At 35.8% G+C, this 24,999-nt stretch carries 28 protein-coding genes and 2 pseudogenes; 7 read left to right on the top strand and 23 right to left on the bottom strand.

Annotated elements, in window-relative coordinates; genetic code table 11:
- Positions 1–169: 169 nt before the first annotated feature.
- Positions 170–301, top strand: coding sequence for a putative holin-like toxin (locus tag D8M05_RS20880; protein ID WP_220667574.1), 132 nt, complete (start codon positions 170–172; stop codon positions 299–301).
- A 193-nt stretch (positions 302–494) separates the two neighbouring features.
- Here the strand turns inward: D8M05_RS20880 and D8M05_RS20105 are convergent, their stop codons facing one another.
- The 13 genes and pseudogenes from D8M05_RS20105 to D8M05_RS05420 form a co-directional block, all read right to left on the bottom strand.
- Entirely contained in the window at positions 495–641 is a 147-nt protein-coding gene (locus tag D8M05_RS20105; RefSeq protein WP_183072707.1) for a hypothetical protein, read from the bottom strand.
- 72 nt (positions 642–713) lie between these two features.
- On the bottom strand, positions 714–1,010 hold the full coding sequence (locus D8M05_RS05475; protein WP_121129450.1) for a hypothetical protein: 297 nt from the start codon (positions 1,008–1,010) through the stop codon (positions 714–716).
- A 21-nt stretch (positions 1,011–1,031) separates the two neighbouring features.
- On the bottom strand, positions 1,032–1,490 hold the full coding sequence (locus tag D8M05_RS05470) for a hypothetical protein (RefSeq protein ID WP_121129448.1): 459 nt from the start codon (positions 1,488–1,490) through the stop codon (positions 1,032–1,034).
- A 28-nt stretch (positions 1,491–1,518) separates the two neighbouring features.
- Positions 1,519–1,782 (bottom strand): annotated as a pseudogene (locus tag D8M05_RS05465) (GNAT family N-acetyltransferase); the annotation flags it as partial.
- A gap of 154 nt (positions 1,783–1,936) precedes the next feature.
- Positions 1,937–2,290, bottom strand: coding sequence for a 2TM domain-containing protein (locus D8M05_RS05460; protein WP_121129444.1), 354 nt, complete (start codon positions 2,288–2,290; stop codon positions 1,937–1,939).
- Positions 2,291–2,349: 59 nt separating this feature from the next.
- Positions 2,350–2,946, bottom strand: a complete 597-nt coding sequence (locus D8M05_RS05455; protein WP_121129442.1) for a hypothetical protein — start codon at positions 2,944–2,946, stop codon at positions 2,350–2,352.
- A 256-nt stretch (positions 2,947–3,202) separates the two neighbouring features.
- Positions 3,203–3,481, bottom strand: a complete 279-nt coding sequence (locus tag D8M05_RS20100) for a hypothetical protein (RefSeq protein ID WP_183072706.1) — start codon at positions 3,479–3,481, stop codon at positions 3,203–3,205.
- 88 nt (positions 3,482–3,569) lie between these two features.
- On the bottom strand, positions 3,570–4,487 hold the full coding sequence (locus tag D8M05_RS05445; RefSeq protein ID WP_121129440.1) for a LysR family transcriptional regulator: 918 nt from the start codon (positions 4,485–4,487) through the stop codon (positions 3,570–3,572).
- 38 nt (positions 4,488–4,525) lie between these two features.
- On the bottom strand, positions 4,526–4,846 hold the full coding sequence (locus D8M05_RS05440) for a cupin domain-containing protein (RefSeq protein ID WP_121129438.1): 321 nt from the start codon (positions 4,844–4,846) through the stop codon (positions 4,526–4,528).
- Positions 4,847–5,017: 171 nt separating this feature from the next.
- Positions 5,018–5,752, bottom strand: a complete 735-nt coding sequence (locus D8M05_RS05435; protein WP_121129436.1) for an ABC transporter permease — start codon at positions 5,750–5,752, stop codon at positions 5,018–5,020.
- Position 5,753: 1 nt separating this feature from the next.
- Entirely contained in the window at positions 5,754–6,656 is a 903-nt protein-coding gene (locus D8M05_RS05430) for an ABC transporter ATP-binding protein (protein ID WP_183072705.1), read from the bottom strand.
- A gap of 173 nt (positions 6,657–6,829) precedes the next feature.
- Complete coding sequence (locus tag D8M05_RS05425; protein ID WP_121129432.1) at positions 6,830–7,381, bottom strand: GNAT family N-acetyltransferase; 552 nt, start codon at positions 7,379–7,381, stop codon at positions 6,830–6,832.
- A gap of 28 nt (positions 7,382–7,409) precedes the next feature.
- Positions 7,410–9,248, bottom strand: a complete 1,839-nt coding sequence (locus D8M05_RS05420; protein ID WP_121129430.1) for a M3 family oligoendopeptidase — start codon at positions 9,246–9,248, stop codon at positions 7,410–7,412.
- A gap of 180 nt (positions 9,249–9,428) precedes the next feature.
- Between D8M05_RS05420 and D8M05_RS05415 the strand changes: the two genes are divergently transcribed.
- On the top strand, positions 9,429–9,788 hold the full coding sequence (locus D8M05_RS05415) for a hypothetical protein (RefSeq protein WP_121129428.1): 360 nt from the start codon (positions 9,429–9,431) through the stop codon (positions 9,786–9,788).
- Between the two features lie 488 nt (positions 9,789–10,276).
- Here the strand turns inward: D8M05_RS05415 and D8M05_RS05410 are convergent, their stop codons facing one another.
- From D8M05_RS05410 to hxlA, 10 genes and pseudogenes are all read right to left on the bottom strand, one after another.
- Positions 10,277–10,798, bottom strand: a complete 522-nt coding sequence (locus D8M05_RS05410) for a ClbS/DfsB family four-helix bundle protein (RefSeq protein WP_121129426.1) — start codon at positions 10,796–10,798, stop codon at positions 10,277–10,279.
- Positions 10,799–10,861: 63 nt separating this feature from the next.
- Positions 10,862–11,590, bottom strand: a complete 729-nt coding sequence (locus D8M05_RS05405; protein ID WP_379542942.1) for an aminoglycoside adenylyltransferase domain-containing protein — start codon at positions 11,588–11,590, stop codon at positions 10,862–10,864.
- 187 nt (positions 11,591–11,777) lie between these two features.
- Positions 11,778–13,655 carry an ABC transporter permease gene (locus D8M05_RS05400; protein ID WP_121129422.1) on the bottom strand — a complete coding sequence of 626 codons (1,878 nt, stop codon included), beginning with the start codon at positions 13,653–13,655 and terminating at the stop codon, positions 11,778–11,780.
- Complete coding sequence (locus D8M05_RS05395; protein WP_121129420.1) at positions 13,630–14,394, bottom strand: ABC transporter ATP-binding protein; 765 nt, start codon at positions 14,392–14,394, stop codon at positions 13,630–13,632. Before D8M05_RS05395 ends, D8M05_RS05400 begins: the two co-directional genes overlap by 26 nt.
- Positions 14,395–14,488: 94 nt before the next feature.
- A complete protein-coding gene (locus D8M05_RS05390) occupies positions 14,489–15,487 on the bottom strand; it encodes a sensor histidine kinase (RefSeq protein WP_121129418.1) in 999 nt (332 codons plus the stop codon).
- A complete protein-coding gene (locus D8M05_RS05385; RefSeq protein WP_121129416.1) occupies positions 15,484–16,191 on the bottom strand; it encodes a response regulator transcription factor in 708 nt (235 codons plus the stop codon). The genes D8M05_RS05390 and D8M05_RS05385 overlap by 4 nt, the downstream gene beginning before the upstream one ends.
- A gap of 106 nt (positions 16,192–16,297) precedes the next feature.
- Positions 16,298–16,849 carry a GNAT family N-acetyltransferase gene (locus D8M05_RS05380; protein WP_121129414.1) on the bottom strand — a complete coding sequence of 184 codons (552 nt, stop codon included), beginning with the start codon at positions 16,847–16,849 and terminating at the stop codon, positions 16,298–16,300.
- 411 nt (positions 16,850–17,260) lie between these two features.
- Positions 17,261–18,242 (bottom strand): annotated as a pseudogene (locus tag D8M05_RS05375) (Gfo/Idh/MocA family protein).
- A gap of 358 nt (positions 18,243–18,600) precedes the next feature.
- The gene (gene hxlB, locus D8M05_RS05370) at positions 18,601–19,158 is read right to left on the bottom strand and encodes a 6-phospho-3-hexuloisomerase (protein WP_121129412.1); all 558 of its coding nucleotides are present in this window, start codon (positions 19,156–19,158) and stop codon (positions 18,601–18,603) included.
- Positions 19,159–19,166: 8 nt separating this feature from the next.
- Positions 19,167–19,799: a 3-hexulose-6-phosphate synthase gene (gene hxlA, locus D8M05_RS05365; protein ID WP_121129410.1), complete on the bottom strand. Its 633-nt coding sequence runs from the start codon at positions 19,797–19,799 to the stop codon at positions 19,167–19,169.
- A gap of 204 nt (positions 19,800–20,003) precedes the next feature.
- Between hxlA and D8M05_RS05360 the strand changes: the two genes are divergently transcribed.
- The 5 genes from D8M05_RS05360 to D8M05_RS05345 all read left to right on the top strand — a co-directional run bounded on the left by D8M05_RS05360 (position 20,004) and on the right by D8M05_RS05345 (position 24,907).
- A complete protein-coding gene (locus D8M05_RS05360; RefSeq protein WP_121129408.1) occupies positions 20,004–20,369 on the top strand; it encodes a winged helix-turn-helix transcriptional regulator in 366 nt (121 codons plus the stop codon).
- Positions 20,370–20,843: 474 nt separating this feature from the next.
- Positions 20,844–21,008 carry a hypothetical protein gene (locus D8M05_RS20095; RefSeq protein WP_155986760.1) on the top strand — a complete coding sequence of 55 codons (165 nt, stop codon included), beginning with the start codon at positions 20,844–20,846 and terminating at the stop codon, positions 21,006–21,008.
- Between the two features lie 96 nt (positions 21,009–21,104).
- Positions 21,105–22,559 carry a glucose-6-phosphate dehydrogenase gene (gene zwf, locus D8M05_RS05355; protein WP_056519808.1) on the top strand — a complete coding sequence of 485 codons (1,455 nt, stop codon included), beginning with the start codon at positions 21,105–21,107 and terminating at the stop codon, positions 22,557–22,559.
- An 85-nt stretch (positions 22,560–22,644) separates the two neighbouring features.
- Positions 22,645–23,538 (top strand): phosphogluconate dehydrogenase (NAD(+)-dependent, decarboxylating), encoded by an 894-nt coding sequence (gene gnd / locus D8M05_RS05350; RefSeq protein WP_121129407.1) that lies wholly within the window; start codon positions 22,645–22,647, stop codon positions 23,536–23,538.
- Positions 23,539–23,569: 31 nt separating this feature from the next.
- Positions 23,570–24,907 carry a glucose-6-phosphate isomerase gene (locus D8M05_RS05345; protein ID WP_121129405.1) on the top strand — a complete coding sequence of 446 codons (1,338 nt, stop codon included), beginning with the start codon at positions 23,570–23,572 and terminating at the stop codon, positions 24,905–24,907.
- Positions 24,908–24,999: the final 92 nt, after the last annotated feature.

Raw genomic sequence — 24,999 nt, 5'->3', positions numbered from 1 at the left:
AAATTATAGATTTTTATGAGGGCAGTATGTATTCTTTGGTGTTGTACTTCAGCTAGCGCATCTACATCGCAACCCCTAACTTATAAAAGTCCTCCCCATTTTCAACGTATAGGGCATGCATATGGTAGGTCATCTATGATATAATTAGAACAAGTGTTAATAGGGTTTCATGGGTGGTGACTCACTCCCTTTATTTTTTAAGGAAGGGGGTGATATGATGACAATTTTCCAGGCGCTTGTGTTAATGATTTCATTTTCCAGCCTGATTGTGGCTATTCTGTCATTTCATCAAAAAAAATAACCACCCTATGAGCCTGACGAGCATGTTAGGGTAGTTATTTCTCTAATTTTCGTGAGTCGCCCCCTTGAAGGGCTATTACACTACTTTAGACTGGATGGTGTTACAGCACCGTTCAGTCTTTATATTTTATTACTATCTACCTGTATTATACCTCATTTTACTGATTTGTTAAACATTAAGTATTATAGTGTTTTTAATTCTTCTTTTTTACGTCTGCAACGGTTTTATTTAATTGTTCTATTTGCTTCCGAGCTGCCGTCTCTTGACTATTTGTAGCATTCGTTAGAAAAGTATGTAAATGTACCACACCAACAATCATACCAGCTAAACCGAAATACAATTTCTTCTCTTGATTTCCCTGTTTTTCTTAGACTCTTCTTTTGACTCTAATATATGCAACTATATTTTTCGATTATTCATTGTAGTTCATTACTGCAAAACCTTGCTTCTTTGCATAATTGTTAATTTGTGTAATTAACTGATTTCTTGTTACTGAGATAGGATGATGGATATCTCTCTGCCCGTTTTTCCTATATGTATATTCTTCAAAAATAATGTAATTTTGAAGATCCATTTTTTTAATCACATATTGATTGCATTCATATTCTCCACATCTAATGTTATATGAATAGATGAAATCAATTATCCCATCGTAAAAATCTTGATCAGAAATCTCAATCTTTAAGAATTCCTGCATTCTTTCCGTCACTTTCCATCCCTCACTTCTAATCTAATCCCAATCGTTAAATACAACGGCTCCTACTGTTTTGGGCTGCCAATAGATAAGTTGCTCTAATTCGTCTTGGTGTAACGTATTTTCATTTTGTACGATAATCTTTTTTCCTTTCTGCGTATATCTTAATGGCTCATTTAATTGATTAAGATTTAATACTTCATAATACTGTTCAAATATGGTTGATAATTCAGGTTCGTTGATAAAAGGAAAGTGTAGTACATCTAATTCACGAGTGGCGGTAAATGCGATAAAAGGATACTGAGCATTCAGCAGGACGTGAACCTTTTTATCTTTCACTTTAAGGATACACTCGTAAAAATTCTTTGCTGTTTCATCCTCAGTATAATCCAATGCTTTTGACCCGAAGAGAGAATAACAAATTTGCTTAAATTCGAGCTCTTCAACCGATGGTGCTGGCTGAAAACCAGTGATTCCTGAACGTAGTATGAGCATATAGGACCTCCTGATGATTTCAAATCATTTATACATCTATTTCTATCTCTTTCGTAAAAAAACTCAATTCATGCTTTCGCTTAAACCCCACCTGTTCGTATAGTCTTATTGCTTTTTCATTACTTGAATTAACACAAAGTGTGATAATATCTATCGTATCGAATATAAATAACCAATTCAAGCCAACTGCCAATAATTGCCCTCCTAGCCCCTTCCCTCTTTCAGATTCTTTTACAGCAAAAAATTCAATATTTCCCTCTCCATATGTTGGCTCGGCCTCAACGTAAATGTATCCAGCTAATTGCTTTTATTTCAAACAAATCCATCGCTCCCTGATCATTTTGTTAATTAAATTCCCTAAATTAAATTGTCTTTTACAGTTATATTCCAAAAAAAAGAGGTGAATCATCCCCTTGCAATATTATGGGAGAATTAACACCTACACATTAAAGATTCCTCTTATCTTTATCCATATATTCCTGTATTTTTTTCTCCTCCCAATTTGCTCCAAAAAGCCCAAATGAGGAAACGGAAAGTCCGTGTGATATTAATCCAATACCCCATCCCATTAACGGATAGAAGAACCACCAATGCTCAGCGTATTTATAGGTCAGTACATTAATGACAACAAACATTGTATTCACAAGTACATAAACGATAAGATGAATATAAAACGCCTTTAAATTTTCCACTTTTTTCTTCGCTTTTAGATATCTTTCATCTTCTATTTTCTTCACCCCCTTTCGCGATTGACAAAAATATTCGTAAGAAAAGCTTTCATTATACAAGCCAACAACCATTGTAAATACTTCTTTTCATTGCCTTGTAACAATTGCCAATATGATGCATGATAATCCTGTTAATAATCTATGCCATGTTTTATGGCTAAGTTTTTATAAGTGATAATCATATACAATCCGTAAATAGCAGTAGATAAAACGCCACCAATTCCTGCAATTGCATAAACAGAAGACCAAGAGTTATTACTTTCAATGGCAAAGTAATATGCAATAATTGATGATGATATAGGTAAAGGGGCAACAAAGTAATCAATTTTCCTGTTAAATATTCGTGCTTGTGGAATGAAATGTAATCCAATGATGAATGTAACCGTCGGCATAATGAATTTATATAGCCCAAATACTAAAAAAAGAATGACAAATAACCACAATGCCCCATAACTTATTCCACTTAAAATACCCATGGCTTTACCTATTTTCTTACCTTCTTCACTTTCATTGTAAATAAATCGTTTGGAATGTTTAATGTGTTTTACGCTTTTTATGATTAAAAATAACGATAATAAAACAGTAAATCCAAATAGAATCCAACCTAATATACCCCAGGAAAAACCAAACCATATCGAATAGACTAACATAAATCCAGCCATTATAATCCCAACTGGAGCAATACTTTGAGCAGTTTCACCATACCAATGGGGTACATTATTATCCATAGGCAACGCTCCCTCATTAATAATAAAAGTCCATTCCATTTCCCTTTTTGCAATCTTATATTTTATTAAATTATTTCCAAAAGTATGTATATTGTTAAACTCATTATATGTTTAGCTGGAATAAATTCCAAGTAAAAAATAAAAGGAGATATAATCACTTTGATTTCTCTCCTTTACTTCTTTAACGTATTCAGCTAAGAATTCTCCCTCTTTACTTACATGTTTCAGAGGTGAAAAGTCACCTGCACGATCTGTATCAAATTCTAAGTAATACGCAGAAACATTTTCTTTTGCAAATAAGAGATCGGCTATTGGGTCGTATCCACCCAATAGATTGTAGGCCGACAGCTTTTTGTTTTTCAATTAAATCAATAATGCACTCGTCTTCAACCTTCTTTCGTTCACTTTCTGTAATAGTCCCTTCTGCTAAAGCTGCACGTGCTTCTTTTAACTTTTCAGGACGCAAGAAGCTCCCTACATTATCATGAAGAAATGGTGTAATGAATCTTTTCCCTGCTTTTAATTCTACTCCCATCTTACATCTCTCCCCTTGTTTATGTAAGGTAAGTGTGGCATGGGAGATAAGGTAACACATAAAATCTTTCTTTTGCTATAGCTTTAAACTATAGGACCTTTAGTTCTTCTGCAATTGATTCCTTTAAATATTCAATATAAATGTTAGCCAACCTGCTACCTGCTATATTTTTATGCGTAATATAGCCAACATTTATCCGCTCTTCAACCTTCAACGGAACCGCAATAATATCCTTACTGTTCAATTTATGGCTAATTACGCCCGTTGAAATTGTATAGCCATTTAGTCCAATAAGTAAGTTAAATAATGTGGCCCGATCACTAACTTTAATGTTTTTCGGCCTAGAGAGCGTGCTAAGAATCTCCTCTGAAAAATAGAAGGAGTTATAGTCCCCCTGTTCATAAGAAAGATATGGATACGGGTTTAAGTCAGCCAATGTCACATAGTCCTTTTTAGCAAGCGGATTTTCAGAGCTAATAAAGATGTGTGGCTTTGCTTCAAATAGCTCATGAAAAATTAAATTCCCTTCTCTAAGAAACTTAGAAATAACCTTTCTATTAAATTCATTGACATATAAGATGCCGATTTCGCTGCGAAGATTTTTCACATCATCAATGATTTCATATGTCTTTGATTCGCGTAGTGCAAACTCATATTCCTCACGGTCATATTCTTTAAGTAATCGCACAAAAGCACTCACCGCAAATGCATAGTGCTGGGCAGACACAGCGAAATGCTGCTGTGGTGACTGATTACCTGCATAGCGATTTTCAAGGAGCTCAGCCTGTTCAACAACTTGCCGAGCGTAACCAAGGAATTCCGAGCCTTCAGGGGTAATCACAATCCCCTTATTAGTTCGTTGAAAAAGCGTAATCCCCATTTCCTTCTCCAGCTCTTTAAGTGCATTTGAAAGGCTGGGCTGACTAATAAACAAATTCTGTGCCGCATTGCTAATGGAACGACTTCTTGCCACTTCAATCACATATTTCAGTTGCTGTAAGGTCATCTCGCATTCCTTTCGTTATCATTCATTTTATTTCACATTTAGCTGTCTATTTTTGTCATTGTGCCATATATCGATACGTTGTTTTCCCAATTATTAGTGAAACCGATTTGTTCCTCTGGGTCGCAGTAGACAACATCCCCTTGATTGATTTCAAGGTCCTTCCCATCAATCGATAATACCCCATTACCTTCTAAAACATGTAAATATAATTCACGATTTGGGTGATTATGGGGCTTCATCTGTTGACCTGGAAGAAAGTTTAGCAAAAATACGGAACTTCTTTTTGTTTTTATAATCTCTATTTTTGTAAACCTTTCCTCACTAAATTGTTGTGCTGCCTGAATTGATTTGTTTTCCATATGATCCAACTCCTAATATGTTTTAGGTGATATATATTAGTATACCAGCATTCACCAATAAGCAAACCAACGATTGATTTTTCATATGTATTCCATTTTATTAAAACAAAAAATTGCCTATCAATTTACAATAAGAAATTAAGAGGCAATCATTTTGTAGGCTATACATTTTCAACTCTCTTGTTTTCCCCTGACGTATGTTGCAATGACCATAAAAACAAACATATAACCCACTAACACAAGATAACTTTTCCAATCTGGAGAATTACCAGAAATGATCTCCCATGCACCACTAGCAAAGTGATAGGACGGCAACCATTCTGCAACATGTTGTAAAAATGCAGGAAAGGTATGAATCGGCATCCACATGCCACCTAATACGGCTAATGCTAAGTAAATAATATTACTGACACCACTTGCAGTCTCAACTTTCTTCATTGTACCGATCAATGATCCTAGTGCTAAAAAAGGTATAGAAGCCATTAGTATCCATAATCCAGAGAACAACCACTCACTAAATGACAGGGATACACCATTGATTAGAAATCCTGCCAGAAAGACAATGATGATGGAAAGTAAATGCATGGTGAGTTGACCAAACATTTTTGAAGTGAAATATGCCCAAGCAGGAAAAGGAGTAAGTTTCAAGAATGTGGACCACCCACCTGTCTGTTCTTGTACCATTCGAATTCCGAAGTTCATAATTGCTGATCCCATCACACTAAATGTCGTCATAGACATTAAGTAATATGCTTCCCATTCATTTTGGTCAGGTACACCAGTATTTACGATATTCGTAAATATAAAATAGAATACGATAGGCATGAACAATGTCCAGAATACAAAATATGGGTTGCGAAAAATACGTAATAATTCAAACTTACATTGGGTCATGATAGCATTCATTTCACATGACCTCCTGATCATTCGAAGTTAAATGTTCAAACACTTCCTCTAAACGTCCTTGTTCAATCGCAACATCTTTTGCATGAATGCCTTGCTGGAAAATTTGCGCAAGCACTGCATCTGTATCACTTGTTACAATATAAAAGCGACCATCCTTTTCGAAACATCTAATTACTGTATGAAAAGTCTGTACCAATGCCATCACTTCTTTGTCATCTGTTAGGAAAGATACGCTTCTGGTTGCGAGATTGCGCTTAATCTCCTCTGTTTTACCATCTGCAATAACTTCTCCGTTATTAAAAAGGATAATGCGTTCAGAAAAATCATCAGCTTCTTGTAGATAATGCGTTGTAAAAATAATTGTTTTCCCTTGTGATTTTAGTGTTTCAACCTTTTCCCAGAAATTCCTTCTAGCTGTTATGTCGAGCCCGGCAGTCGGTTCGTCAAAAAATACTAAATCAGGATTTCCTGTAAGAGCAAGCGCAAATCCGACTCTTCTTTTTTGTCCTCCTGATAACTTATTGGCCCATTTTCCTAGCACATCTTCTTTTAATCCAGTTATAGATATAAGTTCTTCCACCTGAAGTGGGGAAGTGTAGTAACTCCTGAACATTTCAATCACTTCACGAACCTTTAGCATATCGATGATACTTACTTCTTGCAGCATTGCTCCGATTCTATCACGTACGATTGTTTCTTTAGGGCTTTTGTCAAAAACTTTTACTACTCCTTCAGTAGGTTCCAGTAACCCTAACATCATCGAAATAGTCGTTGTCTTCCCCGCGCCATTTGGGCCCAAGATTGCTACTGTTGATCCTTTCTCAATTGTAAGAGAAACATCCTTTACCGCTAGCTGTTTACCGAATTTTTTTGTTACGTGTTCTAATTGCACGACATTTCCCACATAATAACCCCCCATCATATTGATATAGAAATATATGTGGATAAAGGAAATTCCATGCCAGGAGCTTTCGAATATTTAGACAAGCTATGGTGCTGTTTCGTCTCTTTTTGATAAAATCCCATCTACTCATAACATTAACCTTATTATTTGCTCTGATGCTCGAAGCGTATTATCTAAATATTGGTAAGGTCTTCTTTTAAAATCGAATACATATATAAATCATCGAATTTGCCACAAGTAAATTCATAATGCCTTAACAAACCTTCTCTTTTAAAGCCTTGTTTTTCTACCAGTCTTAGCGATGGTAGGTTAGCGGGTTCAATCAATGCTTCAATTCGTTCGAACCGGTAATGACTGAACCCATAATGAACCACAGCCTGTAATGCTTCACTGGCTATGCCTTTTCCCCAATAATCTTTGCTTAATTCATAGCCAACTTCGGTTCGAAAATGTTTAGGGTTCATATTAAGAAAACCACAACTTCCAATAACCTTTCCAGCGTCCTTTAAAGTAATCCCCCATCTAATTCCTGTTCCATCATTATATATCGCTTGATACCACGCAATTTCATCTAATACCTCTTTCTCTGTTTGACAAGGTTCTAATCCCATATGTTTCACAACATCTATATTAGATAAATAGGCCAACATATCGTTTGAATCGTTGGTGTTTACTTCTCGTAAAATTAATCGATCTGTTTCAATAATTGGAAATACTTTTGTCACTGTATCTCACTCCACTCAAGTTTTGTAGTTACATAGCGTCATTCGTTAGTTCTATATAGGCATGAATAGCATCAAGGGTAGGTTTAATGGACGCTCTCCAGAAACTGATGTCCTTCATATCTTGATTCAAATAGGTGGAGGCAAGCTCTTCTACAGTCATTCTACCTGAGTTTCTGAGTAGGCCTTCGTATTTCTGCATGAATCCATTCCCATGTTGTTTTGCGTAACCATAAACAGCCGTACTAAAGAGGTAGCCAATTGTATATGGAATGTTATAAAATGCTTTTTCCGTATCATATAAATGACTAAGTGTGATCCATTGATAAGTATTTGGCTCATTTACGGTATTTCCATAGATTCCTTTTTCTGAAGTACTCATTAAATTTGAAATTTCATTCGCAGTGAGTATTCCATCTGCTCTTCTTTGATACAATTTCTGTTCAAATTCAAATAATGCTGGTAGCATTGCGATATATTTCATTCCACTAATTATTTTTGTTTCTATTCGTGCTAGTTTATCTTCTTTACTATTCGCAGATTCAATGGCGGCATCGATTACTAGATTCTCCGTGAAAGTAGACGCTGTCTCTGCTACACTTGTCCCTTTTTGCTGAGCGAATATAGGCTCTGCTTGTAGAATCGAGTTGTGATAAGCATGTCCAAGCTCATGCGCTAAGGTTACAACATCTTCGTAGTTCCCTGAGAATGTCATGAAAATCCTACTTTCTTTCGAGACGGGAAGATTAGCACAGAATGCACCTGCCATTTTATTTGAACGATTTTCTGCTTCAACCCAGCCATGCTGCAATGTATTTTCTGCAAACGCGCCTAACTTCTCGTCAAATCGGTAAAATTGTGTGATGACGAGTCGACATGCTTCTTCATATGTAATCGTTGCTTTTGGTGAAAAGCTAGGAACCAATATATCATACCAAGCGAGATTTTCCTTCTTTTCTATTTTTACTTTACGCTCTAAATAAGTGTGTAGGATTCCTTTATTTTCTTGAATTGCAGCAAGCATGGTGTTTAACGTCTCTTCCTGGATTCGGTTTTGATCTAGCATTTGTTTAAGCGGATTATCCCAACCTCTTAATTTATACGTCGTTAATCGAAAACCTGTTATATTGTTAATAATTGATGCGAAGATATCTTCGTTCGTTTTACACACTTCATTTAGAGACTTTGCTAGTTTCTTACGTTTGATCCTATCACTTGAAAATTCAACCTGATTGAGTGCTTGACCAATAGAAAGATACTTATCCCCATCCGGTATTTGCAGTCTAGACATCATTAATTCATAATGGTCTTCCCATCCAACAAAACCGCTGACAGATAACTGATTTATTGCTTTTTCTAGTTTCATAGAAAGCTTGTCTGTTGCATGCTTTTTTCTTTCTTCTATATAGAATTGATACGGTTTTACTACTTCACAATTAATGATTTCTGTATAAAATTCTTCAGGTAGGTTCATGAGTAGTAGCTCGAAATCAGCAATAACAGAATCAAGCGCTGCTTTTAGTTCTGAGCTCAGGTTCATTAATAACGGACCTTCTTCTCCCTTCACATTTTCAGCATACACACAGACCGAGAAATCCTCTATCTCAGATACACCACTCATTACCATTTGAAGACTTTCGAAAAGATTAATTATTTCATTTGAATTACCTTGATCAATCTTTCCGATTCTTTCTCTTAAAAGATTAAGATCATGGCTTAGTAAATCAATATATTTTTTAAGTTCTGTTGATTTTCCTCCATTATTATACAAGGAATTAAGATTCCAATTCGTATGTATTATGCTGTCTTCCCCCTTAAGTATCTTAATGTATTTAACACATAAAAGATTATTATTTTTAAAACTATTCATTTTATTATAGCACTCCTCGCTAAGAAAAATGAACCCTCTTCTGATATTTCCCGTAGCACCTTATGTCTAATTCTATTCTACTATTGCAACAAAACATTCATTGGTTTGTAATCTTCTTCCCTTATTATCTACACATTTCAGGATTATGATAGAGTTATCTTAAATGGAAGGAGCAAACCGATGTATTTGAAAAAAATTCTAATTGGAATGACTTTGGTCGCTACTGTTATCACGTTAGCTGCATGCGGTGGAACAACAGATGAAGAAGAACCCCAGCCGGAAGAAAATATGGAAGAAGAAACGAATGTAGAAACAGATGAGAATAATATGGAGTCAGATACGGAAACTGAATTAGATTCCGATTTAGAATCTGACAGTGAAGCCCCTGAATTAGAATCTGATATAGACGAAGATATTGATTCAGAGCTAGAATCAGATTCTGGAGCAGACTCAGAATCTGAGGAGCTAGAATCAGAAATCGAAGAAAATACCGAATCTGAATTAGAGCCCGATAGTGAAGAAGATACGAGTATTGAATAACGAAAATATAGTGATACCTTTTTATCTTTAAACGCCTTTTAACTAGTAAATTGAAACCTCCCCTTTTTTATATAAATGTAGTGGCAGTTCCTATTACTATTTTAGTAATTGGGCACTGCCACCTCTTTTAATTTCTTCAATCTCTATTCCGAATTCCTACAATATTTTTTCTATTACTTGCAACATTATTTGTCACTATTTGAGGAGGGTTGAATCAATATGGATAACGTTAGGAGGTTTCCTTCGTTCTGACGTTAATTAAATTGTTTCGTTAATGCATGTAGTGGAGTGCTCATATTCATACCCGATACTCATTACGTATCACTTACGTTAAATCCTGATTCTACCGAAACTTACATCTGATGTCTAACAGCACTTTAGAACAGAACTAGTTAGGATAACTAATTTCTGTTTTTTTGTCATGATTTTTGGCCACTACAAACCCACTCGCCCATTTAATTTGTTCTAATTTCTGTTGTAATTCCTATTCAATTCATCTCCCTTTCTTTTATTTGCTTTGCAATAATTTCACATTTTTTGATAGCCCATATGTAATGATTGGAAGTGTTTGCTGCAAAATAGCTGTATAAATTACTCGTTTTTGTCCACTTATAATATTTTTTGGTCATGATTTCTTCATTGGAATGTGATTTAATTAGATTCATTACTCTTTCATGGCTTAACGCCAACTTCTTGATCGCTTGGTTTAATGTTACATCTTGATAGTTTTCCCAAATTTGTATATTAAGTAGCTTAATAGTCTTCCATTTAAACCCGCGTGCTGGCATAAATGGAGTATCTCCATCCATTCCTTCTCTATACCATCTCTCAAGCATGGCGTGCCATTCATAAAGATGCATTAACACATCACGAAAATTCTTATCTCTTTCCCCCGTTTCAACAGAAATATTCCTTTTTCTACTAGGGATGGTTTCAATTATTTCGAGTAAAGTTTTAAAATTTTGGTTGCTATTAAGTAACAGCATTTCTTTTTCACTATTAGCTATCATGATAATTACCTCTTTTTTTTATATTATGTAATAAATTCAACAAAAAAAGCGGTTATCCTTCTTTTAATTAAGCACCCGTAATAATTCTTGAACCTTTTCTGAAATATAGTTCCTTAGCAAGATAAGTTCATCTTTTTCAAAAGAATAAGTATCTTTCCTATCTGCATAACTATTAACAACTTTTCTAATCGTGATTTCTAATTCGTGTGGTAACGTTTTTAGTCCCCAAATCCCAGCTTCTTGCTTTGATGAAATTACTCCTTCTTTTAGATACCAAAACACTCTAATCAAATTTAAAGAACAATAAATGGGGTCTTCTTCAATATTTTCTATACACTCCTGATAATCACTGATTATTGCCGACAAATAATCTGATTTAGGAACGGAAGGGAATACTTTTTTAATAGGTTCACCATCGATACATATGCCTCGATGATTAATAATTGTAATGTGAGCTGCCAAATCTGTGTCGACGTGAAGGTCTTCACTAAAATAATTGTATGTACCTTTTAATAAATCACTTTCATATCGCTCTCTCCAGAATTCACTATAATGAAAATCATACGGACAGGGATGTTGCCAATTCCTTAATTGTTCTATATGTAGGAAACTTATTTCTATTGGATATGGGGAATTAGATTGATGTAGGAAGAACTGTGCTAAATTCCTTTTATCCTCCATTTTCATTGATGAGTTCGTAATCACTAAAATATCGATATCGCTACTTTTCGGATTAAATCCTCCCATAGCTAAAGAACCATGTAAATAAAAACCTAGTAAATCATCCGTTATGATTCCTGTAACTCCTTTTTGTAGATTATAGATAAAATCCCTTATATCAGAAGGGCACGTTTTCCAATCATAGTAATTTGGTGCCTGTCACTTGTCGAATATTGATGGATATTGATGAATATTGTCGAATGCGATATCCAAAACGAAAGACATCTAATACAATAAGCATTAGATGTCTTTCACCTTTCTATAGAATCTCCGCTTTAATCTGTTTGGTATAGAAAAAGCGTACAATGAAAAAGTAGATAACTTGAATAACGAAGAATGCACTTAGAACAATTATCGATTCCTTCAATAAATCATAGAAGAACATATGGGATAGTGCAGTAAGAGCAACTGCCCCGTGAATAAGCGCGACAATGATTGGTGCAAAGAATAGAATCATAATTTGTCTATTCAATACCTTCTTCAACTCTTTATTGCTTAGGCCCATTTTGGCAATCGACTTAAATTTTTGTTTATCTTCGTCCAAATCCATATAAAGTCGGAAATATAAGAAACTACCAGCAGATACGAAAAAGACAATACCGATAAATAATCCAACAAATAAGATCGGACTGTACTGCTTATTTATTTGATAAACATCATACGCACCTGCAGTAATTTCATAAGGAGGTAGTTCGCTATATAACTTCTCAGCAGCTTCTAAAACTCCCTGTTCCCCTTCTGTAGCCTGCCATGCATGAAAGCTTTCTTCATGCGTTGGAATGGTGGCGAGCTCTTCATAATCATGGTCTGAAACAACATAATAAGAATCTGTTGCAGGAAGAGCTCTTGAATATATAACTTCATTTGCATTTGGTTTCAATGTTTCCCCTGAGTTTAGCTTAATTGCTTGATTTAATAATTCATCCGTTTGCGCAAAATCTTCCATTCCTTCATATTCTACTACGAACACTTGTCCATCTTGAATCTCTATATTTTCTTCTCCAATAAGGTTCGCAAGCTGGTTATAGTCTGTTTCTTTTGCTATCAATATATGAGGATCTTCTGCTATTTCAAAGTAGCGAAGGTTTGCTTGTGCCGTTTCAGTCTCAATACCCTCGTCAAGTAGTGTTTTATTGATGAAAGCTACATCCTGCTCTTCACTATCATTTAACGTATAGGTAAATGTATTCGGATTCCCGATCTTTATCCCCTCTGTAAGTAACGTTTGAAACCCGAATAATGTTCCAATTGCACTAAATGCAACCGTTGAGACCATTGCTACCATGAAGAATGTTCGTGCATTATCTTTTAATCGGAAAGATAGATCAGAAAAAAGAATCATATTTGTTTTGTACCAGAAGACTGACTCATTTTTCTTCAGCTTGTGTATAATGAACACACTAAGTTGTGTAAACAACAGATAGGTGCCAATGGTAACAACAATAATTACTGGCAACATAACTGCTAGTACATCCATTCCCTCCGTTACCAATGCTACGATATAGCCTGCTGCTAAGAGAATGATGGCTATCAAGGTTAAAAAGATATTTGCCTTAGGCTCTCCTCTAAACTTCTTATTTCCTTTAATTAAATCACCAAGTTTTTTACTTCTTAAAATATAGGAAACAAACAAAGAAATAAAGAAGAACAACACAATAAAGGATAAGAATGATAACAGAATCGCCTCTATCGGAAAGTAAAAATTCAGGCTGTTGTCAATGACTAATACATTCTCGGCCAACAACAAGATCAATTTCGCAAACACTAAACCAATTAGAATCCCGCCAATCGTTGCGAAAAATCCTATCACCATATTTTCTAGAAAAACCATGGTACGTAGTTGCTTTAGTGACATTCCCTGCATCATCAATAAACCGAATTCTTTCTTTCGGGATTGTAAGAAGGAGCTCATTGCATACAAAATAAAGAAGAACGAAAAGACATAAATAATGCCACCAGCAATATTCATCCCTTTTGTAACACTGGAATTAAAACCATCCGCACTAAGTACCGGATGAAAAGAAAATATGGCAAATGTAAAAAAGACCATTACGGTAAAGAGAATACTAAGAAAGTATGCGGCATATAACCTTTTGTTACGCGTGACATTCTTAAAGGCGAATTGACGAAAGGTCATGCCCATCCCCCCCTAGTAAGGAAAGTGTATCAATAATTTTTTGGAAAAAGGCTTGTCGATTATCACCACGGTGAATTTCAGAATAAAATTTACCATCACGAATAAAGACAACTCGATTACAGTAGCTCGCAGCTTGAGGATCATGGGTAACGAGCATCATTGTCGTACGCTCCTTTTGATTAATCGTTTGCAGCATCTCCATGACATCCTTAGAAGATTTCGAGTCGAGATTTCCAGTTGGCTCATCTGCAAGTAATAGTTTTGGTGTGTGGATCATCGCTCGAGCAATAGCAACTCGTTGTGCCTGTCCACCAGAAATTTCGTACGTGCGTTTTTGCATAATGTGTGTAATCCCGAGTTTTTCAGCAATTTCATTTGCCTTATTTTTCATTACCTTTACTTTCGTACCATCAAGTGTTAGTGGAAGGACAATATTTTCTTCGACCGTTAATGTGTGAAGTAAATTAAAGTCTTGGAATACAAACCCCAATTCCTGTCTGCGAAATTTAGCCAATGCATCTTTTTTTAGTTTGTGCGGGTTCTTTTCATTAATCAGAATTTCTCCTGTAGTTGGTTCATCAATGGTTGCAATCATATTAAGTAGGGTAGTCTTCCCACTTCCAGATGGCCCCATTATTCCAACGAATTCTCCTGTTTCAATGGTTAAATTAATATCTGTTAATGCGCGGTATGCCATTTTTCCTTCATATATTTTACTAACTTCTTTTACGTTCAGCATCACAAGCTCTCCTTTCAGATAATAACACTTCAACTTGTGACCTTAGTATACCCTCTGTTATATACATTAAAAATCGATTCTTCTTTCATTTTCCTTACAAGTTTGTAAGGTTTTGTGTAGGGGAGAAAATGATTCGAAAAGTCGTCCCTTCGTTAACTTTTGAATCCATTTCTATTCGATGCCCAAGTTGAACAGAAGCTTCCTTCGTTAAGTAGAGGCCCATACCAGTAGACTCTCTAAATTTGCGTCCATTTTCACCTGTATAAAAGGCTTCAAAAATTCGTTTGTGATCCGATTGTGGAATACCTACACCAGAATCCATTACTTCTAATACTGCTTCGGATTCTCTTTCATAAATGGAAATATGGATGTTGCCACTTTTTCCTTTTGTATACTTCACTGCATTATGTATCAATTGTGAAACAATAAAAAACAGCCATTTTTCATCTGTTTCTACCGTAATTTCTTTTTCAGCTTGAAATTTCGGATAAACCTTGTTCCTAATATAAAAACGCTTATTTTCGCTATTTACTTCATGAATTAATTTCAATAGGGATACAGGTTTTATATGAAAATCCTGTTCAATGGAGCGTAAACGTGCCATATATAAAATCGTATGTAAGGAATTTTTCATTCGTTCTGTTTCTTCACGAATATTAGATGAATCTGGTTCATCTAAATTTTGTGCGGTAAGTTCAATAACAGATAGCGGTGTCTTCATCTGATGCACCCATTGATCCATAAATTTCAGATGCTCCTCCTGTTTAGACTCTAATCGTTTGATCTCCTTCTGGTAAAGATTATACTGATCTTTTAAAAGGCTATCTAATGCAATGGACACAGGAGTCTGGTCGGTTTTTTGGAAGGAGTCATCAAGGAACTCAAGCGGTTTATCAAGTCGCTCAAAGAATTTCCGGCGGCTATAAAAATGGTAGAGTAGATAGCAACCGAGGAAAAAGAAGCCTAGAAAAATAGCATAGAGTGCAGTTTTAATATGGTGATCCCCATTAAGCCAGTAAACGGCTACAATTACTGTAAATTGAATAACCTGTACGGCAATTAATAAAGCATGTTCTTTAAAAAATAGCTTCATTTGTCCTCTTCCTCAACCCAGGAGATGTTTAATCGATAGCCAGCACCCCTCATCGTTTCTATCGCCTCTTTTATCCCAATTGCCTCAAACTTTTTTCTAACTCGAGTAATATTAACATTGAGTGTATTTTCATCAACATATACTTGATCGTCCCATAATTTTTCTAGTAAATCTTCACGACCCGCAATACGTGGATAACGTTCCATTAAGCTTTCGATAATGTCGTTTTCTTTTTTGGATAAGGAAACTACCTTCCCTTTAAAAGATAGCTCTAGTCGTTCTGGATAGAGTTTTAATCCTTTTGTTTCCAAAACACGTTCTTCTGTCTGTATGGCATATTCTCCGTAAGCACGCCTAAGTTGGCTCCTGATTTTTGCCATTACAATTTCAGGGTGAAATGGCTTTGTAATGAAATCATCTCCACCATTTTCTATCGCCCTTACTTGGTCCATCTCACCGACTCGTGCCGATATAAAGATAACTGGGCAAAGCGATTCTTTCCGAATTTTCCTACACCAGTAGTATCCATCGTAGCTCGGAAGGTTAATGTCAAGAAGAACTAAATCGGGTTTGTTCTTATAAAAATCATCCATAACATGATTGAAATCTGTTACTTTAAACGATGCATATCCGTATTTATTCATATAGGACGCTAAATGTTCTGCAATTTTGGGTTCATCTTCTACGATCATAATTTTTTGCACATTGTTCTCCCCTTTTCCTATGAGAATTATGACACAAAAGGGAAATATTTACACACTGGTATCTCCCTATTTCCACAGTTTGCATGACTCGACTGTTGATACCTTTCTACTCCCGATTCTTTTCAAAGCGTATCACTTCACTCACTTGTTTTGGGGGATATCCATATAATTCTTCTGCTTTGTATGCATGAATTTGATTATATACTTTTTTCATATTTTCATATATCATCATTTCGTTTATTTCATCGTCTGCCCAATACAAAATCTCCATTTCTGTTTCTTCATTAACTACTAAGGATTGGAATTGATACATAATTGGTAATGCATGTTTAAATCCTTCTCGTTTATAGAATCGTAGCCTTTTTTCCGTGTCTTGGTCTTCTTTATTTATTGGTTCAACTTCTAAAATAATTGGTTTATTTTTTGCTTTAAGCTTTTCCATTACTTGATGGCCAATTCCTTTTCCCCGCGATTCCCTAGAAACCAATAGAAAGTCAACAAATAGAAACGAAGAAAAATCTGCATACAATACAATATGATACTCTCCTTCATTCTTAACGTATAACTCTCCTTTTTCAGTTAGTAGTGTCTCTAATTGTTCCTTTGATTTCATTTCACTAACAGGAAAATATGTTTTCAATTTTTCATACCAGCTCATTTGATTATGCTCCTTTTGTTCCTAAATAGGGGTACGACCGAGGTACTTGTAAAAAAAGGTCATAGCATGGATTTTTTTACATTTACAACCCTTTTTACTCTGTAGGGTAGGGTGGGGTCAGAAAAGTGCGGTTGTTGGTAGGTCCCTATTAGGGAATACTTAAACTAAATCACAAATTAATAAGAAGAAACACATCTTAAAAAATGAGCATTGAACCTTTGCATAATAAGCAAAAGTCCTTTAAATTTGTTAGCTGGGGAGAAAATGCTGTAATGCTCTTATAAAAAAGAATGGTTGCAAAATAGTTTAGGTAAGTTCTAAAACGATTTCTTGTATTCTTCGACAAACAGGCCAGATTCGTAATTTCTCAAGAGAATAATACAAGTCGCTGTAGGGGTTTTTTGTATTTTTTCACTTATGATCACTTTGATATACAAGACCTATTTCATCTCTCACTTTATCCAACACTTGTATCGTGGTGTATGAGTTTTTATGTGAGTTAGTATCAGACTCTGTTTTTCCTCGGTTGATTAATTCAATAAATTCTTTCACTTCGTAATACATAGCTGGATGAGATTGGTCGACTGTTAATTGTTCAACCGTGCCGTCAGTGTAGTGAATTTCTACTTTTTCAGCCGTATGAATCTTATCAATCATGATACTTCCTTTTTCTCCTTGAATTTCGCTTGGTAAATAAGAGTTCGTTATTTTGGAATACATCACAATCGCATCTTTATCATCATATTTTAAGATGACGCTACCTTCACCATCCACACCCGAATCAAGCATAATGCCAGTTGCCTTCACTTCTTTTGGTTCACCAAATAATGTAATAAGTGGATACAAACAATAGACACCAAGGTCCATTAATGAACCGTTCGCAAACTCTGGATTGAAGGCATTAAGGACAATTCCTTCTTTGTATTTATCATAACGAGATGAATACTGACAATAGCTTGCAAAGTTTCTACGGATAGGACCAATTTTATGTAAATTATCTTGAATGACCTTGAAGTTTGGAAGTAATGTTGATTTCATTGCTTCCATTAATAGGGCGTTATGATCTTTTGCGGCTTGAATCATCCTCGCTACTTCGGTTGCATTAACAGCCAGTGGCTTTTCACATAACACATGCATTTTGTAAAAATAATATAGCTTGTTCTGCGTGATATGAATTGGGAGTAGCAATGTACACCGCATCAATTTCTTGACTAACTGCCATTTCTTTTAGGTTTGTAAATATTTTTGTTACTCCATATTTACTTGCAAATTCTTCTGCTCTACTAATCGTGCGAGAATAAACAGCAGTTAGTTTAGAATCTTCTACATCATTTGCTGCTTCAAGTAATCTTTCTGTAATCCAATTAGTACCGATTACGCCGAATCGAACCATTTATTCAACCTCATTCCTTTGTTTTATAAAACGAAGAGTTTTGTTTACTACACTTATGAAGCGTTTTTCATCGCCAATAGGATTTAATTTTCCCATAAAAAAACTTATATAGACATGGGGCCTACCAGTGAAATATTGGTGATAACCCAAATAGGGCTCATACTGTGAGTGATGGCTAAATTCTTGGCTGTGCCCCACCCAATAATGATCTCTGATCCGGCCATAGAAGGGACTGAATCAGAGGCTATTTTTTCTTTCCTGTATGGACTGTGTTATTTGTAATATGCAGTAAAGACCGCAATTCATAAAAGAAATAAATGCGGTCTTTACGATGTTTCCATATTTTTTAAAGTGTACTCTATTCGAGATTGGCATGTTTGCCGTACATTTTAGTAGAGTCTAAGCCTTTTTTTTCCATAAAACGCAAGATCAATGCATCGTAAAATATTATCATCGTTTGCTCAAAAAGTGATCCCATTGGTTGTATGGTCTTATATTCACTTTCAGATTGGTCTTTCGGTGATCCAGGCAATTTAATGATAATATCAGCTAATTTCCCAATCGTAGAGTTAGGGAAAATCGTTACAGCTGCGACTGTCCCACCTAAGCTTTTTGCTTTTTCAGCGATCGAAACCAAAGTTTTCGTTTCACCTGAACCTGAACCGATGATCAACAGATCATCTTTTTCTAAATTAGCTGTTACGGTTTCACCGACTACATAGGCATCGATCCCCATGTGCATCATTCGCATGGCAAAGGATTTGCCCATAAATCCAGATCTACCTGCACCAGCAACAAAGATTTTCTTGGATTCCAGAATCTTGTTAACCAACTTCTCTGCTTCTTCATCAGAAATTAAACCGACAGTCCGAGTTAATTCTTCAACGACTTCAGCTAAATATTGAGTAGTCTGCATAGTCGCAATTAACCTTGTTTAATCATTTCTTGCATTTTAGCTGCAACAGCTTTTTTATCGTCTTTGCCCGTAATACCGCCACCTACGATGACAAGATCTGGTTGTTCTTTAATCACTTCTGGAAGTGTTTCTAATTTGATTCCACCTGCAATAGCAGTTTTTGCATTTTTTACAACGCTCTTAATGGTTGCAAGGTCTTCGAAAGAGTTTTTTCCTACAGCTTGAAGGTCATAACCTGTGTGAACGCAGATATAATCTACTCCTAGTTCATCCAGTTCTTTCGCACGACCTTCAATGTCTTTAACTGCGATCATATCAGCAAGGATTTGTTTACCTTGTTTTTTTGCTTCTTCTACAGCACCTTTAATGGACTCGTCTTCAGCTGTACCAAGAATGGTGATGATGTCAGCGCCTGCTGCAGATGCTTGGCTAACTTCATATCCAGCTGCATCCATGATTTTAAGGTCAGCTAATACAGTTAAGTTAGGGAAGGCAGCTTTCACTTCCTTTACTGCTTTAAGGCCTTCATTAATCACAACCGGCGTGCCGATTTCTACAACATCTATATGATTTTCTACTTCTTTCACCAATTCAATGGCTCCTGGAATATCTACAAGATCTAATGCTAATTGTAATTTCATTTATTACTCGCTCCTTATATAATAGTATAATTGTGCCGTATAGCTTTCTTTTGCACAGTGTTATTGTATCCAATTGATAGCTATTTACTAACGGTATGATACTCAGTATACTGGGTATGTTACTAAATTAAAAGTATGCACTTTTTTATCATATAGTAACAAAAAGTATACTATGGGACATAATAAGGGTTGGAGGTGAAATGAATGCCGAATCTTGGGGAAAAAGTGTTTAATTGTGAAAAAGAATTGACTCTTTCGATTATTGGTGGAAAATGGAAAATGTTGGTATTGTGGCATCTAGGAAAAGAAGGAACCAAACGTTTTGGTGAACTAAAGGCCCTCATGCCGGGTATCACTCAAAGAATGCTTGTTAATCAATTGCGCGAACTTGAAGACCATTTGATTCTTCATCGTGAAGTCTATCCTGTCGTTCCACCAAAAGTTGAATACTCACTCACTGAGTATGGAAGAAGTCTGATGCCTATTCTGGATGCTATGTATGAATGGGGTAAAGATTATATTGAGAATGTATTGGAAAAAGAAACAGAAAACAAATCGTCTATTCAGTAGAAAAAAGAGTTTCTCCTAGGGGTTCGAAAAAGTGTTAAAAAGTTCATATACTAACAAACCACGGTTAGCTATCTTAATAAAGATGCTGTCCGTGTTTTTTTATATCTCTACGTATTTAAAAGGTTGAAAAAACACAACATTTAAACACAACATTTAATAAAAGAATCAGTTACTAAAAAGCCAAGGGCAGCGAATCTTGTATAATCGCTGTCCTTGGCTTTTCACTCTTGGTATTGGATTCAAGTTTATAGTATTATTTTTAACACTATGTTATACCAATGTATCTATATGTTAATAAAGTGCGTACTTTCAAAAGTATAACATACGTAATATACTGATTTTGCTCAAGTAATAGCGAGCTTAAAGAATACTACCAAACCTTAAGGGAATACTGCTACAAGCATGGTGAGATGAAGTGAAACTTCATTTAATAATTTATACATGTTGTTGCTTTTTACGAAAGGAGAGATCCGCATGGAAAGGTTCAAAACTAAGCAGCGAAAAGTTTGTGAAAGATGTCTAATCATCACCATAAATAATGAAACCTGTCCAAAATGTGGACATTCTCAATTAAGAGATATCATTATTACCGGACAAGCTGGGAGAAATAAACGAAACTTACATCCAAAAGTAGGATAACGCAATAGCGAAAATCCTTGTTGTTTTGTAGGGGAAACGAAGAAAATCAGACATTTTTCTATTTGAAAATGCTTTGAAAAAGTGGAGGAATGAAAAGTGGATTCTATGACGTTTGTCTTATTTGGGGCAACTGGGGATTTAGCTAAGCGAAAAATCTACCCTGCCTTGTTTAATTTATATTTGAATCAAAAATTACCAGATTCTTTTTTGATCATTGGTGTAGGAATAGACGAAATGTCTGATGTTGATTTTCAAAACCATGTAACAGACTCGCTATACACTTTTTCTAGACACTTGATAAATGATAAATCCGAAAAACAAGAGTTTGTAAAGGCATTTCGTTATTGCCAGTTAGATTTCACGAATGCTGAAGGGTATAAGAAGTTAGTTGAAGTCGTTCAACAAAATGAAAAAGACCAGAGTATTGAAGAGAATCGAATGTTTTATCTTTCTGTTGCTCCTGAATTCTTTGATGTAATTGCTTTAAACATAAAGGAGAGTGGCTTAGGTTCGACAAAGGGATGGAAACGATTGATTATCGAAAAACCATTTGGGTATGACTTAAAATCTGCTGAAGATTTAAACGAAAAATTAAGCAAAGCTTTTGAAGAAGATGAAATTTTCCGGATTGACCATTATCTCGGAAAACCAATGGTTCAAAACCTTGAAGCCTTGGAATTTGCCAATCCTGTGCTGCAATCACTTTGGAACAATCGGTTTATTGCCAATGTGCAAATTACGGCTAGTGAAACGGTTGGTGTAGAAGAGAGGGCTGGTTATTATGACCAAGCAGGCGCTATTCGTGATATGGTTCAAAATCATATGCTACAGCTGTTGATGATGACAGCCATGCATCTCCCAAAACAGATTAGTGCAAAAGATATCCGTAATGAGAAAAGAAAAGTTATGGAATCTCTGCGACCATTACAGAAAAATACTGTAGGTATCCACGTCGTTCGTGGCCAATATGGATCAGGTGAAATAAACGGTACACCAGTAGTCAGATACTTAGAAGAACCTGGCGTTGATGCTTCTTCTAAAAACGATACATTCGTCGCTGCTCGTCTATGGATTGATAATTCCTTCTGGGACGGGGTCCCATTCTATATCCGGACAGGAAAAAGAATGACGGAAAAATTAACGCGGATTGTGATTGAATTCAAAAACCCATTAAAGAATTTGTATACCAATGAAATCCAAAATGCTGAACCCAATCTATTAGTTATTAATGTAAGTCCTAATGAAGGTGTTTCGTTGCAGTTAAATAGTAAAAACCCGATAAATGGAAAATTAGAACCTATTGTTGTTGATTTTTCAGCGAGTAAAAAAGACGTGCCCGAAGCATATGAACTCTTAATATTTGATGCTCTGCGTGGAGATTCTACCTTCTTTGCTCATTGGAACGAAGTGAAATTATCTTGGAAATGGGTACAGCCTATTTTAGAGACATTTGAGGAAAATATTGTTCCACTTCATTCATATCAATCTGGCTCGATGGGACCAGAAGCTGCTCATCAATTATTGGAAGAGGATGGTTATAGATGGTGGTAAAAGAAAGATTATGATTATACTTTGAATCCAATACGCTATAGATGAAAAACTCAAAAAATATAGAAATACTCAAGGAGGATTAATGATGAAGGTCGGATTAATTGGATTAGGAAAAATGGGGCTAAACTTAGGAAAGAACTTAATTGACCATAAACATGATGTAGTAGCATTTGATCTAAATACAAATGCTGTTGAAGAAATAAAGAAATACGGGGCTGAAGGTACATCTAGCTTACAAGATCTTGTTCAATCAATAGAAAAGCCACGAGTTTTTTGGATTATGGTTCCACACTCCGTTGTTGATTCCGTTATTAGTGAGATAACACCATTTCTGAGTGAGGGAGATATCGTGGTTGAAGCTGGTAATTCTCACTATAAGGAATCCATTCGTCGATACAACCAGCTAAAGGAAGTGGGAGTGAGCTTTATGGATGCCGGCACATCCGGGGGTATGGAAGGTGCTCGGGATGGAGCTTGTTATATGATTGGGGGAGAGCCTGAAGCATGGAGCATTGTCGAGCCCATTTTTCGAGATACAGCTGTCGAAAATGGGTATTTATATGCTGGAAAAGCAGGTAGTGGTCACTTCCTAAAAATGATTCACAATGGAATTGAATACGGAATGATGGCTGCGATTGGAGAAGGATTTGAAGTATTAGAAAAAAGTGAATTCGATTTTGATTATGAAAAGGTAGCAAAAGTTTGGAATAATGGTTCGGTTATTCGTTCTTGGCTCATGGATTTAACAGAACGCGCGTTTTCTAAAGATGCAAAATTAGATGAAATTAAAGGCATTATGCATTCATCTGGTGAAGGGAAATGGACAGTTGAAACAGCATTGGATCTTCAAGCTGCTACCCCTGTTATCGCTATGTCTTTATTAATGCGTTATTGTTCCTTAGACAATGATACCTTTACAGGTAAAGTGGTTGCTGCTTTGCGAAACGAATTTGGTGGACATGCTGTGGAAAAAAAATAAGAATAGAAGCAAATATAAAGGAGAAATTTATATGACCATTTCATTTGACATTTCGAACGCATTATCATTTATGAAAGAGAGTGAAGTAGATCATTTAAGTGAATTTGTACGAGTTGCTCATGGTTATCTTCATGAAAAGAAAGGTCCCGGATCGAATTATCTTGGTTGGGTTGATTTACCGTTAAACTATGATAAAGATGAATTTGTGCGCATTAAGCAAGCTGCAAAGAGAATTCAAAATCAATCAGATGCTTTGATTGTCATTGGCATCGGTGGTTCGTATTTGGGTGCAAGATCAGCTATAGAAGCTTTGTCCCATAGCTTTCATAACCAAATGAACGATAAGACAAAAGTGTATTTTGCCGGTCACAATATCAGTTCTACTTATATATCTCATTTATTTGAACTATTAGAGGGGAAAGATATCTCTGTTAACGTCATTTCCAAATCAGGAACAACGACAGAGCCGGCCCTTGCTTTCCGTATTTTTCGTGACTATATGGAGAAAAAATACGGAAAAGAAGAGGCGAGAAAACGTATTTTTGCCACTACAGATCAGGAAAAAGGCGTATTAAAAAAGCTCGCGGACAAAGAAGGATATGAAACGTTTGTTATTCCGGATGATGTAGGTGGAAGGTATTCTGTGCTAACAGCAGTTGGTCTCTTACCAATTGCCGTAGCAGGACTTGATATTGATCATATGATGGAAGGGGCAGCAGCAGCAGCCCGTAAATACAACAATCCTGATTTATTGACAAATGAGAGCTATCAGTATGCTGCAGTCCGAAATGTACTCTACAATAAGGGAAAAGCAATTGAAGTGCTTGTTAACTATGAGCCCTCCCTTCACTACGTATCGGAATGGTGGAAGCAGCTGTTTGGGGAAAGTGAAGGAAAAGATCAAAAGGGGTTATTCCCTGCTTCCGTCGATTTTTCAACGGATTTGCATTCCATGGGGCAATATGTACAAGAAGGTCGACGTAACCTTTTAGAAACGGTTTTACAGATTAAGAAACCTCGAATTGAAGTGACTATTCAGGAGGATCCAGAAAATATTGATGGATTAAACTTCCTGGCCGGTAAGACGATGGATGAAGTCAACAAAAGTGCATTTCAGGGTACCCTTATGGCCCATATAGACGGAGAAGTACCTAATCTCGTGATTGAACTGGATGAAATGAATGAATACACTTACGGTGAGATGGTTTACTTTTTTGAGAAGGCATGTGGGATTAGTGGCCATCTATTAGGAGTTAACCCATTTGACCAGCCTGGAGTCGAAGCATACAAGAAGAATATGTTTGCTTTACTTGACAAACCTGGTTTTGAAGCAGAAAAAGCTACTCTCATGGAGCGTTTATCAAAATAATTATATCTGATTGGTTTTGTATTAATAAAAAGATTGTTACCAAAAACCATATTTTTTGTAACAACGTTAATTAGAAATTCTGATGCTTGATT

This window comes from Oceanobacillus bengalensis, assembly GCF_003628445.1.
Classification (GTDB): domain Bacteria; phylum Bacillota; class Bacilli; order Bacillales; family Amphibacillaceae; genus Oceanobacillus; species Oceanobacillus bengalensis.
Note: the sequence above shows the minus strand (reverse complement) of the source record. Positions and strands in the feature narration are given on the sequence as shown.